Annotated in this window: 13 protein-coding genes and 2 pseudogenes; 10 read left to right on the top strand and 5 right to left on the bottom strand. The window is 65.0% G+C overall.

The features are described from left to right. Positions 1–19 precede the first annotated feature (19 nt). The 3 genes and pseudogenes from ACK4OE_RS13540 to ACK4OE_RS13530 all read left to right on the top strand — a co-directional run. A pseudogene (locus ACK4OE_RS13540) lies at positions 20–760 on the top strand (class I SAM-dependent methyltransferase); the annotation flags it as partial. 333 nt (positions 761–1093) lie between these two features. Next, a complete protein-coding gene (locus ACK4OE_RS13535; RefSeq protein WP_409885332.1) occupies positions 1094–1303 on the top strand; it encodes a hypothetical protein in 210 nt (69 codons plus the stop codon). Beyond that, positions 1300–1977: a cupin domain-containing protein gene (locus ACK4OE_RS13530; RefSeq protein ID WP_409885331.1), complete on the top strand. Its 678-nt coding sequence runs from the start codon at positions 1300–1302 to the stop codon at positions 1975–1977. Before ACK4OE_RS13535 ends, ACK4OE_RS13530 begins: the two co-directional genes overlap by 4 nt. Before the next feature lie 170 nt (positions 1978–2147). Here the strand turns inward: ACK4OE_RS13530 and ACK4OE_RS13525 are convergent, their stop codons facing one another. Further along, entirely contained in the window at positions 2148–2642 is a 495-nt protein-coding gene (locus tag ACK4OE_RS13525; protein WP_409885330.1) for an EVE domain-containing protein, read from the bottom strand. 294 nt (positions 2643–2936) lie between these two features. Here ACK4OE_RS13525 and ACK4OE_RS13520 point away from each other — a divergent pair, with 294 nt between their 5' ends. Beyond that, positions 2937–4730 (top strand): DUF3592 domain-containing protein, encoded by a 1794-nt coding sequence (locus ACK4OE_RS13520; RefSeq protein WP_409885329.1) that lies wholly within the window; start codon positions 2937–2939, stop codon positions 4728–4730. A gap of 13 nt (positions 4731–4743) precedes the next feature. Here the strand turns inward: ACK4OE_RS13520 and alkB are convergent, their stop codons facing one another. Genes alkB through ada form a run of 3 tightly spaced genes read right to left on the bottom strand, consistent with a single transcriptional unit; the run spans position 4744 to position 7303 of the window. Then, positions 4744–5397 carry a DNA oxidative demethylase AlkB gene (gene alkB / locus ACK4OE_RS13515; RefSeq protein WP_409885328.1) on the bottom strand — a complete coding sequence of 218 codons (654 nt, stop codon included), beginning with the start codon at positions 5395–5397 and terminating at the stop codon, positions 4744–4746. Between the two features lie 23 nt (positions 5398–5420). Continuing rightward, entirely contained in the window at positions 5421–6173 is a 753-nt protein-coding gene (locus ACK4OE_RS13510) for a 2OG-Fe(II) oxygenase (RefSeq protein ID WP_409885327.1), read from the bottom strand. Continuing rightward, complete coding sequence (gene ada / locus ACK4OE_RS13505) at positions 6170–7303, bottom strand: bifunctional DNA-binding transcriptional regulator/O6-methylguanine-DNA methyltransferase Ada (protein ID WP_409885360.1); 1134 nt, start codon at positions 7301–7303, stop codon at positions 6170–6172. The genes ACK4OE_RS13510 and ada overlap by 4 nt, the downstream gene beginning before the upstream one ends. A 377-nt stretch (positions 7304–7680) precedes the next feature. On the opposite strand from ada, the gene ACK4OE_RS13500 reads away from it, so the two are divergent. The 6 genes from ACK4OE_RS13500 (at position 7681) to fur (ending at position 13109) form a co-directional block, all read left to right on the top strand. Beyond that, on the top strand, positions 7681–8154 hold the full coding sequence (locus tag ACK4OE_RS13500) for a hypothetical protein (RefSeq protein ID WP_409885326.1): 474 nt from the start codon (positions 7681–7683) through the stop codon (positions 8152–8154). Then, entirely contained in the window at positions 8151–9956 is a 1806-nt protein-coding gene (locus ACK4OE_RS13495) for a DUF3592 domain-containing protein (protein WP_409885325.1), read from the top strand. Before ACK4OE_RS13500 ends, ACK4OE_RS13495 begins: the two co-directional genes overlap by 4 nt. Next, entirely contained in the window at positions 9956–10555 is a 600-nt protein-coding gene (locus ACK4OE_RS13490) for a DUF3592 domain-containing protein (RefSeq protein WP_409885324.1), read from the top strand. Before ACK4OE_RS13495 ends, ACK4OE_RS13490 begins: the two co-directional genes overlap by 1 nt. Continuing rightward, positions 10536–11081, top strand: coding sequence for a DUF3592 domain-containing protein (locus tag ACK4OE_RS13485; protein ID WP_409885323.1), 546 nt, complete (start codon positions 10536–10538; stop codon positions 11079–11081). The genes ACK4OE_RS13490 and ACK4OE_RS13485 overlap by 20 nt, the downstream gene beginning before the upstream one ends. Positions 11082–11398: 317 nt before the next feature. Further along, complete coding sequence (gene zigA / locus ACK4OE_RS13480; RefSeq protein WP_409885322.1) at positions 11399–12604, top strand: zinc metallochaperone GTPase ZigA; 1206 nt, start codon at positions 11399–11401, stop codon at positions 12602–12604. 28 nt (positions 12605–12632) lie between these two features. Further along, positions 12633–13109 carry a ferric iron uptake transcriptional regulator gene (gene fur, locus ACK4OE_RS13475; protein ID WP_409885321.1) on the top strand — a complete coding sequence of 159 codons (477 nt, stop codon included), beginning with the start codon at positions 12633–12635 and terminating at the stop codon, positions 13107–13109. A gap of 64 nt (positions 13110–13173) precedes the next feature. Here fur and ACK4OE_RS13470 read toward each other — a convergent pair. Beyond that, positions 13174–13357: pseudogene (locus ACK4OE_RS13470) on the bottom strand (IS1595 family transposase); the annotation flags it as partial.

The following is a 13357-nucleotide window of genomic DNA, read 5'->3' as shown; positions in this document are numbered from 1 at the left end:
CAGGGTCCTCGGTAGTACACCTCTGACTTGGGTTGGTGAGAGTTTCAGGTTTCAGTTCTTCAAAGTGGCTGATACGGTGGAGGGCCGCAGCGAGACGCGCCTGATGGCAGGCGCCGTGCCCGACCCGCATGTGGTCACCGAGGCGGGCGCGCGCTACCGCGTGCATGTGCTGCGCGGCCAGAACCACGGCCTGTTTCTGGACATGGCCGAGGGGCGGCGCTGGGTGCGCGACTATGCCGCCGCCCGCAGCACCGACCGCTACGGCCTCAAGGTGCTGAACCTGTTTGCCTACACCTGCGCGTTTTCTGTGGTGGCGCTGCAGGCGGGCGTCCGGCAGGTGGTCAACGTGGACATGAGCCACGGCGCCATCGGCGTGGGGCAGCAAAACCACCAGCTCAACGGCATCACCACCGGCGCCGCGTTTTTGCCGCACGACATTTTCAGCAGCTGGGGCAAGATCAACCGCAGCGGGCCGTATGGCCTGGTCATCGTCGACCCACCCAGCTACCAAAAGGGCAGCTTTGTGGCCACCAAGGACTACGCCCGCCTGATGCGCCGCCTGCCCGACCTGCTGGCCCCCGGCGGCCACGCGCTGCTGTGCCTGAACGCACCCGAGCTGGGCCTGGCGTTTTTGCAGGACCAGATGCGCGAACTGGCGCCTGAACTGCAGTTTGTAGAGCGCGTGGCCAACCCAACCGTGTTTGCCGATGTGGACGAGGAGCGGGCGTTGAAGGTGCTGGTGTACCGCGCGCCTGAGTGAGGGGGGATGGCACGCGCGAACGCGATCTGGACGAGGGCGCGAACCATGTTCATGCGAAGCCCCAGGAGTGGGGCGTTTGGATGGCTGCCCGTTGCGAACTGTGAACCTACGGACGCAGGAGAAATCGCCCTGTTGCGTGGGTGCAGGGTGTATTCGGCTGCGTTGCGCCAAACGGGTGGCCTTAGAACAGGTTCTTAGGCAATGCCCTGCGCCAGGCACCGGCTACCTTCCTCCACCGACAATCCTGGCTGGCCGGTCAGCCGGTCGCTGGAGCAGGTTGTGCTCCTGTTTCGGCCTTGATTATTTCTTCCACGCCCCATATCGGAGAACCTTATGCCAGACGATGACCGTTGTTGCGGCACCGGCACCTGCATCATTGATACCCAGGGGCGCTGCTGGTGCGGGCAGGTGTGGAACGGCGAACAAATGTGCCGACCCGCGCTGACGGACGCCATTCCCGACGCTATTACCGACGCCACCCCTGACGCCACCCCCGCTCGCGGAACATCTGCCCCTGATCAGCCGGCAGGCACGGCTCCATGAGCGCCATCGCCCACACGCTGCTCAACAACGACTACGCGGCACGCTGCGTGATCGATAGCCAGGCATTGCCCTGGCAGCAGTCGCCATCGCCGCTGGTGCACCGCCGCCTGCTCGAGCGCGACGGGGGCGAGGTGGCGCGTGCGACCTCCATCGTGCGTTACGACGCCGGTGCGCGGTTTGACCACCATTCGCATGGCCTGGGTGAGCAGATCCTGGTGCTCGAAGGCACGCTGAGCGATGAACTGGGTGACTACCCCGCAGGTACGTATCTGCAAAACCCGCCGGGTTCCGGGCACGCGCCGTATTCCATTGATGGCTGCACGCTGTTCGTCAAGCTGCGGTATCTCGACCCCGCTGATACGGAACGGGTGGTAGTCAACACCCGCACTGCTTCCTGGTTTCAGGGCATGGTCGGCGGGCTGACGGTGCTGCCGCTCAGTACTTTCGGCTCCCGTCACACCGCCATGGTGCGCTGGGCGCCCGGCACCTATTTCAATCCGCACCGCCACCATGGCGGTGAGGAGATCCTGGTGGTCGAAGGCGTGTTCTCCGACGAGCATGGCCACTACCCGGCTGGCAGCTGGCTGCGCAGCCCGCATGGCAGCCAGCACCAGCCCTACAGTGTCGAGGGCTGCCTGATTCTGGTCACCACGGGGCACCTGCTCAATACCTGACCGGACACGCCGTCCTGTGTGTCCAGTTCGCCCCCGCCCGTGGGGGGCGCCGCAAGGGGTGCGCCATCTGTGCTCCAACTCAGTGTTTCCGTGATCGGGCCTGGCGCTGGTGGGCGTGGGCCTGACCGCCTTCGGGGTCTGGCTGGCGCGCCGGTGATCCGCCGCGGGCACTATCCCAGCGTCATCAGTTCGGTGGTGATCACCGTCCACTCGTCTTCCGAAACGGGTGTGATCGACAGGCGGCTGCCACGCTGCAGCAGGCGCATGGTGACCAGCTCGGGCCGGGCCCGCAGCTCGGGCAGGCCGATGAGCCGGGTCTTGCGCAGCGCCTGCACGTCCAGCAGCAGCCAGCGGGGCGCGTCTGGGGGCGACTTGGGGTCGAAATAGGGCGATGCGGGGTCAAACTGCGTGGGGTCGGCCCGGGTGCCGCTGGCCACACGGGCAAGGCCCGCAATGCCGGGCGCCGGGCAACTGGAGTGATAGAACAACACGCCGTCGCCCACCTGCATGTCGTCGCGCATGAAGTTGCGGGCCTGGTAGTTGCGCACGCCCGTCCAGGGCACCGTGGCGTCGGGTGCGGCCAAGGCGTCGTCGATGGAGCACTCGTCGGGCTCGGACTTCATGAGCCAGTAGTGCGGCGGGCGGGGCGTCGGGGCGGCAGTCATGGGCGCCATTTTGGCAAAGGTGTGGTGGTGCGCATACAGGGCATGCCGCGCATGTTGTTGCCACAGAGCTTCAATTTTGATAGCTGCTTGCGCTTGATGGATAAGCGCTGGGTGCCATTTTGGTTTGCATTTCTGCGTCAGAACTGCGGCAGAACCTGCCCCACAAAACCACAAGGGCCCGTAGGAGTTGCAAAACGTACTGGCCCGCCGCCGCAGCAAGCCGCAGAATCAGCGCCGCCCGGATTCCGGAAGAACAAAAGCCCCCAGCAAAGGGGACACGCAGAGGGAGGGTGTATGGCCAACCAGGCACGACAGCGCACCAATGGTGTCAACCATAAGACCAAGGCAAGCAACAACGGCGGCTCCTGGTTTCTGATGCTGTTTGCGCTGCCGTTTTCAGCCGTGGGCATTGGCATGCTGCTGCTGGGTGTGCTACCAACGCTGTATGACTGGTCGCGCATGCAGTTCTGGAACGAGGTGCCTGCACGGGTGGTGTCGGCACAGTTCCACACCCACCGGGGCAGCAAGTCCACCACTTACAGCGTGTCTGCGCACTACCGGTATGAAGTGGCCGGCGTTGCCTATGACGGTCATCGCCCTGCTATCAACACGTCAGCCGACAACCAAGGCAGCTTTTATGCAGACCTGGGCCACCGCCTGGAGAGCGCTCAGCGCAGCGGTGCACCCGTGACCGTGTGGGTCAACCCATCGCACCCCCAAGAGTCAGTGGCTGACCGCACCTTGCGCCTAGGTTTGCTGGGTTTTCGCATGATCTTTGTGGTGGTGTTTGGCGGCTTTGGGCTGGGCATGCTGGCCTGGGGTTGGCACATGCGCGGCAGCGGTGCCCGCAAGACCCAGCGCCTCCAGGTGGTGGGCGACGAACCGTGGCTGGCCAACAAGGCCTGGGCCGACAACCGCATCCGTTCCAACAAGCGCTGGGAGGTGTGGCTGGCATGGGGCTTTGCCGTGGTGTGGGGAGGCATTGCCTACCCGGCAGCCCTGTCAGCCCTGCCGCGCGCGTGGCACAACGAAAACTTCATTGTGGTGGGGGTGCTGACCCTGATGGTGGCCGTGGGGCTGGGCCTGCTGGTGTGGGCCGTGCGCGCCACGCTGGATGCGCGGCGCCATGGCGAGGTCTGTCTGGTGATGGACCCGTTTCCGGGTTCCATCGGCGGGCATGTTGGTGCCACGATGGATCTGCCCACGGTGCCCTACCGGCCTGATCTGCGCTTTGCCGTGACGCTGCGCTGTGCCTACCACTACCAGACCCGCACAGGCGATAGCGACAACAGCACCGAGTCGCGCGAGCAGGTGGTGTGGCAGGGCGAAGGCGCGGCGCAGGTGCGGCCCCAGGGGGCGGGCAGCCGCGTAGCGTTCCGGCTGAATGTGCCCAAGGGGCTGCCCGAGTCCGAACAACCGCTGGGGCACAGTGAACACCAATGGACGGTGCTGCTCGAAAGCACCGATCCTGCACTGAAGTTCTCGCGCCGGTTTGACGTGCCCGTGTTTGCCACGGGTGCCGAATCGACCTGGCTTGCGCAAGACGCGGCCCGGCACCCGCAGGCGCAGGCCCAGCGCGACGCCGAGCTGGACGCGGTGAGCGACATCGAGCCCGTGGAAGGCGGCGTGCGGCTGTACCAGCCCTACGGCCGCCTGTGGCGGCAGAACCTGCTGTGGCTGGTGATGGGCGGCGCTTTCTTTGGCATGGGCATGTTGGCGGGCTACAGCGGCGCGCCAACGTTGTTTCCGGTGGCGTTTGGCGGTGTGGGTGGTGCCATGCTGGTGTGGGGCTTTTACGCGCTGTGCAACAGCCTGACTGTGCAGCTGGACCGGCAGGGCCTGCGCACCGAACGCCGTCTGCTGGGCCTGATGCTGGCCTGGCAGCGCGTGCCCGCGAAAGACATTGCCCGCTTGCACATCAAGGAAAGCTACACCCAGCGAAGCGGCCACCAACACACCACCTTTTTCCGCGTGCAGGTGCACCTGCGCAACGGCAAGAGCGTGACCATTGCCGACAGCCTGCGCGGCCGCCCCGTGGCAGAGCAGATGCTGGCCAGGTTGGCCAAGGCGACCGGCTACCCCCGGTGAATGGGGCGCAGCGTCAGCCCGCCTTGCGAAACGTGAGGTTAATGCGGTGCGCCCCCGTCAGCGGGTGGCTGGACTCGGGCAGCGGCAGCACGCCATGGAACCGCAGGCGCGCCGGGCCGCCCCACACCACCACGTCTCCGTGCATCAGACCAACGCGCCGCGCCTTGTCGGCCCTCTGGGCACCGCCCCACAGAAACACGGCGGGTATGCCCAGTGACACCGACACGATGGGGTGCGCGTAGTTGCCCTCGTCCCGGTCCTGGTGCAGCGACAGCCGTGTGCCGGGTGCGTAGCGGTTGATGAGGCAGGCATCCGGCGCAAAGCCGGGGAACCCGGCTGTTGCAGCCGCTTCGAGCGCCAGCTGACGGAATAGTGGCGGCATGGCAGGCCAGGGTTTGCCGCCGTCGGGGTCGATGGGGTCGTAGCGGTAGCCGTTGCGGTCGCTCACCCAGCCCAGATTTCCACAGTTGGTCATTGCCACCGACATGCGCAGGCCGCCGGGGGTGATGAGGTGCCTGAAGGGCGCTTGTGCCGTGATCTGCTGTACCGCTTGCAGAAGGTCCGCCGCCTTTTCGAGCGCAAACCCGCGCAGCACCATGGCGCCGGGCTCTAGCAACTCGGGCGGCTGGGCGGGCTGGGGCGGGTCGTCGAAAAGGCTGAAGGTCATCACGCGGTCAATCCCTGGGGCGATCATTCAGCATCATGAAAAATGATGCCCAGCGTATGCCGCTGCCCGCTGCGCAAGCGGCTTACGCCATGTCGCATCTGCACGCGGTAGGGCCCGCGCGCGCCTTGCACGGGGCGGTGGTGCACGGCAAACACCACGGCGTCACCTTGGCGTAACGGCACCACCTCGGCCCGCGACTGCATGCGCGGGCGCTGCTCGGTCAGCACGAATTCGCCACCCGTAAAGTCGCACCCCGGCTCCGACAGCAGCACCGCCACCTGCAGCGGAAACACGTGCTCGCCATACAAATCCTGGTGCAGGCAGTTGTAGTCGCCGGGGCCGTACTGCAGCAGCAGCGGGGTAGGGCGCACCTGCCCGGCGGCGTGGCAGCGGGCGATGAAGTCGGTGTGTTGCGCGGGGTAGCGCACATCAATGCCCATGGCGGTGTTCCACTGGTTGGCGATGGGCGCCAAGTGCGGGTACAGCGCTTCGCGCAGCCCGGCCGCCACAGCGGGCAGTGGGTAGCTGAAGTAGCGGTATTCGCCTTGGCCAAAGCCGTGGCGCTGCATCACCACGCGGCTGCGGAAGGTGTTCTCATCCGCGTTGCCATACAGGCGGGCCAGCGCCTCACATTCGGTGGCGCTGAGCAGTTGCGGCAGCACGGCGTTGCCTTGCTGGTGCAGGGTCTCGGCGGCTTCGGTCCAGTGGATGGCCGCCGCGCGTTGGGCCCAGTCTGTGATCCGGTCAGGTGTTGGCGTCAGGGGGACAGCGCTCATGCAGCCTTCTCCACGGGTTGCGGCGCCGGGTCTGCGGCGGATTCGCGCGTCAACAGCGCCCGTTTACGCTCTACGCCCCAGCGGTAGCCCGACAGCGCGCCATCGCTTTTCACCACCCGGTGGCAGGGAATGGCCACCGCCAGCGCGTTGGCTGCACAGGCCTGCGCCACCGCGCGCACCGCAGTGGGCGAGCCAATGCGCTGGGCCACTTCGGCGTAGCTGGCGGTCTGCCCGGCGGGGATCGCCTGCAGTGCCTGCCACACGCGTTGCTGAAACGCGGTGCCGCGTACATCCAGCGGCAGGTTCAGCCCCAGGCCCGGTGCCTCGACAAACGCCACCACCTGCGCCACCAGGGCTTCAAACGCGGCATCGCCACCGATCAGGTGGGCGTGTGCAAACCGGTCCTGCAGGTCGCGCACCAGCACTTCGGCATCGTCCCCCAGCAAGATCGCGCAGATGCCCCGGTCGCTTTGCGCCACCAAGATGGCGCCCCGCGAGCACAGGCCAAAGGCAAACCCGATGTCTTGCGCCGCGCCGCCCGCGCGGTAGCGGCTGGGCGTCATGCCCAGCACCTGGGCCGATTGTTCGTAAAAGCGGCTGCTGGACTGGTAGCCCGCGCTGTAAATGGCGTCCGTCACCGAGGCCGTGGGCGCGTTGTCGAGCGCACTGCGCAGGCGCTGCGCGCGCTGGGCGGCGGCATACGCCTTGGGCGTGAGGCCTGTGGCTTGTTTGAAGATGCGATGCAGGTGCGATGGGCTCAGGCCCATTTGGGCGGCCAACGCATCCAGCGTGGGCGCCCCACCTGCGGCAGCGCCTTCGATGATGCGGCAGGCCTCAGTGACCAGCGCTGCATGGTGCGACAACGCCGTGGGCTGCCGGGGCTTGCAACGCTGGCAGGGGCGAAAGCCTGCGGCTTCTGCATCCGCGCAGCTGTCGTGAAACCGCACGTTCTCTGGCCGGGGTGCACGTGCCGCGCAGCTGGGGCGGCAATACACGCCCGTGGTCTGCACCGAATACCAGAAGCTGCCATCCGCCGCCGCACTGCGCGCCGCCACCGCCGCCCAGCGCGGGTCGGCCTGGGTGGCAGCGGCTTGCTGGGCTTTGGCTAAAACAGTGGCGCGGGTGGGCATGGTGACGAGGTGTCGGGCGGGTGTGTTGGCGCTGCGGTGGGTGCTGGCGGTGTTCGGGTTCATGGTGCATGGCTCACACGGTGGATTGCGATGCCATGCACTTTAGGGACGGGGTGCGCGGTGCGCACTCCGAAGCTTGCTTTTGAATTTTGCGCCAGGCAGGTCGGCTGCGCGAAGTGCGGGCTTCACTCTCGATTTCATAGCTGTTAGCACTTGATAGATAACCGCTAGAGGCCAAAAACACCAAGAAATACAGCGCTCAAGGGGTGGAAATCCTCGCGCCGCCTCTCTTTTAAACTGCACACGGTCTGCCGCCAGCACGACGCCAGCCAAACAACCCCAAAGCAAAATAGTAAAAAACTCTGGAGGGAGATTCCATGCCCCACACCCGTGAACCCCGCAGGGCCGCCATGCGCAACGCATTGCTGTTGGCTCTGTTTTCCACCCTTTTGGGGCCGGTCCCCTTGGCCCATGCGGCGGACCCCCAGGCCACGCACCCGCTCGTCGGCCGCTGGAAGGTTGCCAGCATCAACGGCGCGCCGCCCCCGAATTTTCTGAGCGGGCAGGTGCTGGTCATTCAGGCCGATGCGCAGCTCATCAACATCGACTTGAAAGCCTCCGGCAGCGCTGCTGCTTCAGAAAGCGCTGTGCAGAAGGCCCTGCGCGATGCGCTGATGCGCGGCACCTGGCGTGCAGACAAGGCACGGCTTTATGTGTCCAACAGCCCTCGCCGTGAAACCGGCAGCGCCTACACCATCACGCAGCAGGGCAAACTGCTGAGCCTGGACCCGGATCCGTATTTCTCGGATGCAGACGTACCCTCCAAAGCCACGTACGAGCGCCTGCGGTGAGGGGCGCTGCATCTTCCTTTCAGCGCGTGGCGCCCAAGCGCGAAAAGCCACCAGGAGGCATTTGGGTTCTCGCCTTGTTCGCCGTGCCGTTTGCCGCGGCGGGTATTGGCATCTTCGTGTTCATGGTTGTGTCGCCGTTGTACGACTGGGCGCGCATGCAAACCTGGCAACCGGTCGCAGCGCAGGTGGAATCGGCCACGCTACAAAGCCACCATGGCAGCAAAGGCGGCACCACACACAGCGTGTCGGTGCGCTACCGGTATGAAGTGGGCGGTGTGAGTTACACCGGACAGCGCGCAGCCATTCACGAACGGGCCGACAACATCGGCAGCTTTCAGGAGCAACTGGGTCGGCGGTTGAAGCGCGCTCAGCAAACGGGCGAGCCAGTGCAGGTGTGGGTCAATGTCCGGAACCCTTCAGATTCAATTGCCGACCGCAGCCTGCGGCCCGGTCTACTGAGTTTGGCGCTGGGTTTGTCGCTGCTTGCGGGCGGCTTTGGCCTGCTGGTGCTGACCAAAATTGTCCGCGCAGTCTGGCGCGGGACTCTGACCGAGCCGCCTGCGCAGGATGCCACAAGCAGCGACGAAGGCCCGTCCCCCTGGCTTCACCGCGCGGAGTGGGCGGACAACAGCATCCGTTCAGACCAACGCGAAACGCTGAAAGCCGCGTGGTTCATTGCGTTGGTATGGAATGCGGTGGCGATACCGCTGATGGTGCTCAAGCTGCCCGGGACGTGGGCGCGCGGCAGTTTTGTAGCGTTTGGCGCGATGGCTTTTTTTGGTGTGCTGGGCGCATGCTTGCTGGTGTGGGCGGTGCGCGCCACGCTGGACGCCCGCCGTTTTGGCGACGCTCGCCTGGTGCTGGACCCGTTTCCGGGTGCGATTGGTGGCCACTTTGGCGCCACCCTGGCGCTGCCGATGGCCTACGCGCCGGGCCTGGGTTTCGTGACCCGGCTGCTATGCATCCGCTACGAAAAAGGCAACGGCCGCGGCAACGACGAAGACAACGAGTACGAACTGTGGCGCGCGGAAGGCATGGCGCAGGTGCAACCTCAAGGAAATGGGGTGGCTTTGAGCTTTCGGTTTGACGTGCCTGCGCACTTGCCTGCATCGCAGGACCCCATGGTCCAACAGCACCACGGTTGGCGCGTGGAGGTGCAAAGCACCACGCCAGGGTTGAAATTTGCCCGTGGCTTTGTGGTGCCGGTGTACGCCACCGGCCTTACATCCACCCGCCTGAGCGCCGATGCAACGCAGCACCCGGGTTTGCATGCACTGATGTCCAAGGAGCTTTCTGACCTGGCCAGCGTGCAGCCTCTGCCTGGCGGCGTGGAGCTTTACTTTGCAGCCGGGCGGCGCTGGGCTTCTTCGCTGATGGTGCTGGTGTTTGGGGCCATTTTTGCCGGGGCGGGTTGGTTTGCGGGAAAACAAGGTGCGCCCATGCTGTTCCCTATTGTGTTTTGCGGTGCAGGGTGCGCCATCATGCTCGGCGGGCTGTACGAGCTGGCCAACAGCCTGCGCGTACACATCGACCACCAGGGGTTGTGGACAGAAAGGCGCGTGCTGGGCGTTGTCACGGTCCGCCATCAAGCCCGTGCCGAGCAGGTGGTGGGCCTGCGGCTCAAAGAGTGTGGCGGCACACGCTCCGGCTCATCCAGCGTGCCCAATTACCGCCTCATGGCAGAACTTCAAGGGGGAAGTCGCGTTACCCTGGCCGAGGGCGTGCGCGGGCAGGCTGCTGCAAAACAGTTGATGCAGATGCTGCAGTCGCGCAGCGGCTACACCGCGCTGGACGGGCCATAGTGGGCAAAGCCAGTGCGCGCAAACGGCTGCACCGAAACAACGCCGCCCCTTCTTCATTCGGATCGAAAGGCGCTTTCGGCGAGGGAATCTGGTCGCGGCTGGCGTTGATCTTGGTGGCCTTGATGCTTGTGGCGACGAGCCTGGGGCTGCTTGCCTTCACGGTGGTGCCCACCCTGTATGACTGGTCGCGCATGCGCCAATGGCAACCCGCGCTTGCGCACGTAGAGTCTGTGCGGCTGCACAAGGCCACCATGGCCCGTGGTGCCGCGTCCTACGCAGCCGTGGTTCAGTATCGCTATCGGGCCGGAGGCACGGAGCACATCGGCACACGTGCCGCGGTGGAGGGGACTGGTGACAGCTGGCTTGGTTTTCACCAGCAACTGGTGGACCGGCTGCTCAGCGCGCGGCAAACGGGTACCCCGGTGCAGGTATGGGTCAACCCAGCCAACCCGAAGGAATCGGTGGTTGACCGGAGCCTGCGTGCAGGTCCGCTGGTTTCAAACCTGTTTGTTGCAGGCGCCGCGGGTGGCGCTGGACTGCTTGTTCTGGTGATGCTGCGCGTGCTCAGGAGTGGTCGACGTGAAGCAAAAGGTGTCTAAACCCGCGAAGGCAGGGCAGAAAGTGCCTGGCGGGATGTGGCTGATGGCGTTGTTTGCTGCGCCATTTGCTGTGGCGGGGCTGGCCATTTTGCTGCTCCTGGTGGTTCCTGCTATCTATGACTGGGCACGCATGCAGTCCTGGCAGCCCGTGCCTGCAAAGGTGGAATTGGCTATTGTTCAGAACCACCCGGCCAGCAGAGGACGCGTTGAGTACACCGTGTCGGTGCGTTATCGCTACCAGTTCGATGGGGGCCGCTACAAGGGCACGCGGGCTTCGATCAGTGCGCGGCCCGACAACATCGGCGACTTTCAACAGCGGCTCGGTCGTCGGCTGCGAGACGCAATGGACATGCAGGCGCCGGTGCAGATATGGGTGAACCCCCGAAAGCCTGCCGAATCGATTGTTGATCGCAGTTTGCGGCCCCGTTTGCTGGTCAACACCCTGTTGTGGGCTGTGGCCTGTTGCGGCATCGGGTTGTTGACGCCAGCAATAGTAGCCCGCAGGTTCAGGCGCGATGCCGCTTGAGGTGGGTCGTAATGGGCAAGGCCAGCGCGCGAAAATGGCTGGGCCGAAACAACGCCCCTTCTTCTTTCGGATCGCAAGGCGCATTCGGCACCGGCATCTAGTCACAAGCCGCATTGGTGCTGGTGGCCCTGATGCTGATGGCGACAGGCTTGGGCCTGCTCGTCTTCAGTGTGGGCTCACGGTTTACGACTGGTCGCGCATGCGCCAATAAAGTGCCAGGCACAAATGCAATCAAGTTGCGTTATGCTTGTGTAACGTAATACTGTTGCATATGGCGGAGCCCAGCGCGGGCTCCGCCTTCACCCACCCCATCCGCCATGCCCCGTGCCACCCGTTCCCGCCTCCTTCCCGTCACCCTGCTGTCCGGCTTTCTGGGCGCGGGCAAGACGACGCTGCTCAACCACATCCTGAACAACCGCGAGGGCCGCCGCGTGGCGGTCATCGTGAACGACATGTCCGAGGTCAACATCGATGCGGCCCTGGTGCGCCAGGGCGGCGCCGAGCTGTCGCGCACCGACGAGAAGCTGGTGGAAATGAGCAACGGGTGCATCTGCTGCACGCTGCGAGAAGACCTGTTGCTGGAGGTGGAACGCCTGGCCAAGGAGGGCCGGTTCGACCAGCTGGTGATCGAATCCACCGGAATCTCGGAGCCGCTGCCTGTGGCCGAGACCTTTACCTTTACTGGCGAAGACGGCAAGAGCCTGTCGAGCATCGCGCGGCTGGACACTATGGTCACCGTGGTGGACGCGTTCAACTTCCTCAGGGACTACAGCTCGCGCGACAGCCTGCAGTCGCGCGGCGAATCGCTGGGCGAGGAGGACCAGCGCACGGTGGTGGACTTGCTGATCGAGCAGATCGAGTTCTGCGACGTGATCGTGCTCAACAAGGTGGATTTGATCGACGCAGCACAGCGCGAACAGCTCATGGCGATCTTGCGCAGCCTGAACCCGCGCGCTCGCATGGAGGTGTCGCAGTTCGGCAAGGTGCCATTGGCCTCGGTGCTGGACACCAAACTGTTCGACTTTGACGAGGCGTCCAAGGCGCCCGGCTGGCTGGCCGAGTTGCGCGGCGAACACGTGCCCGAGACAGAGGCCTACGGCATCAGCAGCTTTGTGTACCGCGCCCGCCTGCCGTTTCACCCGCAACGCTTCTTCGGCTGGGTGGAAAGCGAGTGGCCCGGCGTGGTGCGGTCCAAAGGCTTCTTCTGGCTGGCCAGCCGTCCGGCGTATGCGGGGGCGTGGTCGCAGGCGGGTGCCGTGGCGCGCCATAGCGCCGCAGGCTTTTGGTGGGGCGCAGTGCCTCGCGATCGCTGGCCGCGTGATGCCGAATCCTTGGCGGCCATCCAGAAGAACTGGGCCGATGGCGTGGGTGATGCCCGGCAGGAGCTGGTGCTGATCGGTATCGGCATGGATGAAGCCGCCTTGCGCCAGCGCCTGGACGCCTGCCTGCTGACCGATGCGGAGATGGCCCAGGGCCCGCATGCGTGGACGCGGTATGACGATCCGTTTCCCGCCTGGTCGTGATGGCTAGTCTCTGGAATAGGGCCGTTTCATGAGCTTGCACCCGAACCCCGGCGTCCGCGCGGACCCGCTCAAGCGGGCAGGGCTCAAGGCCACGCTGCCGCGCATGAGGATCCTGGAGGTCTTTCTGGCCGCGCAGGCGGCGCCCGATGGGCTGCGCCACTTCACGGCCGAAGACGTTTACCGGCGCATGCTGCATGAGCGCACGGACGTGGGCCAGGCCACGGTGTACCGCGTGCTGGCCCAGCTGGAGCAGGCGGGTCTTTTGCGGCGAAGCAGCTTTCAAGCGGACCGCGCGGTGTATGAGCTGGACGACGGTTTGCACCACGACCACCTGGTGTGCCTGGACTGCGGCAAGGTCGAGGAATTCCACGACGCATCCATCGAATCCCGCCAAGCGGAGATCGCGCATGCCAAGGGCTTTCGGCTGCAGGAGCATGCGTTGTCGCTGTACGGCACGTGCACGCTAGCCCAATGCCCTTCGCGCCCGCAGCGCGCAAAAGCTTGAATTGCTATATTAGTGATAGCTTCTAGCGCCTGATGGATAAGCGCTAGAGGCTAAAAATACCTGATTAGCGACTTACCTCAGATGAGCGTAGTACGGTCAATGGAAGCGGTCGTGTAGTAGCCACAGCTCGCAGCAGTCTGGGCAGCATGGCAGGCAGATCAAAGCGACGGTTAAATCGCCAGCAGAACTCGGCCAGATAGCGCTGGGCATACTTGGCATGGTCGAACGAGTGATAGGTTCCGGCCATG

This window comes from Acidovorax sp. (genome assembly GCF_046314175.1).
Lineage (GTDB): Bacteria > Pseudomonadota > Gammaproteobacteria > Burkholderiales > Burkholderiaceae_C > Acidovorax.
Note: the sequence above shows the minus strand (reverse complement) of the source record. Positions and strands in the feature narration are given on the sequence as shown.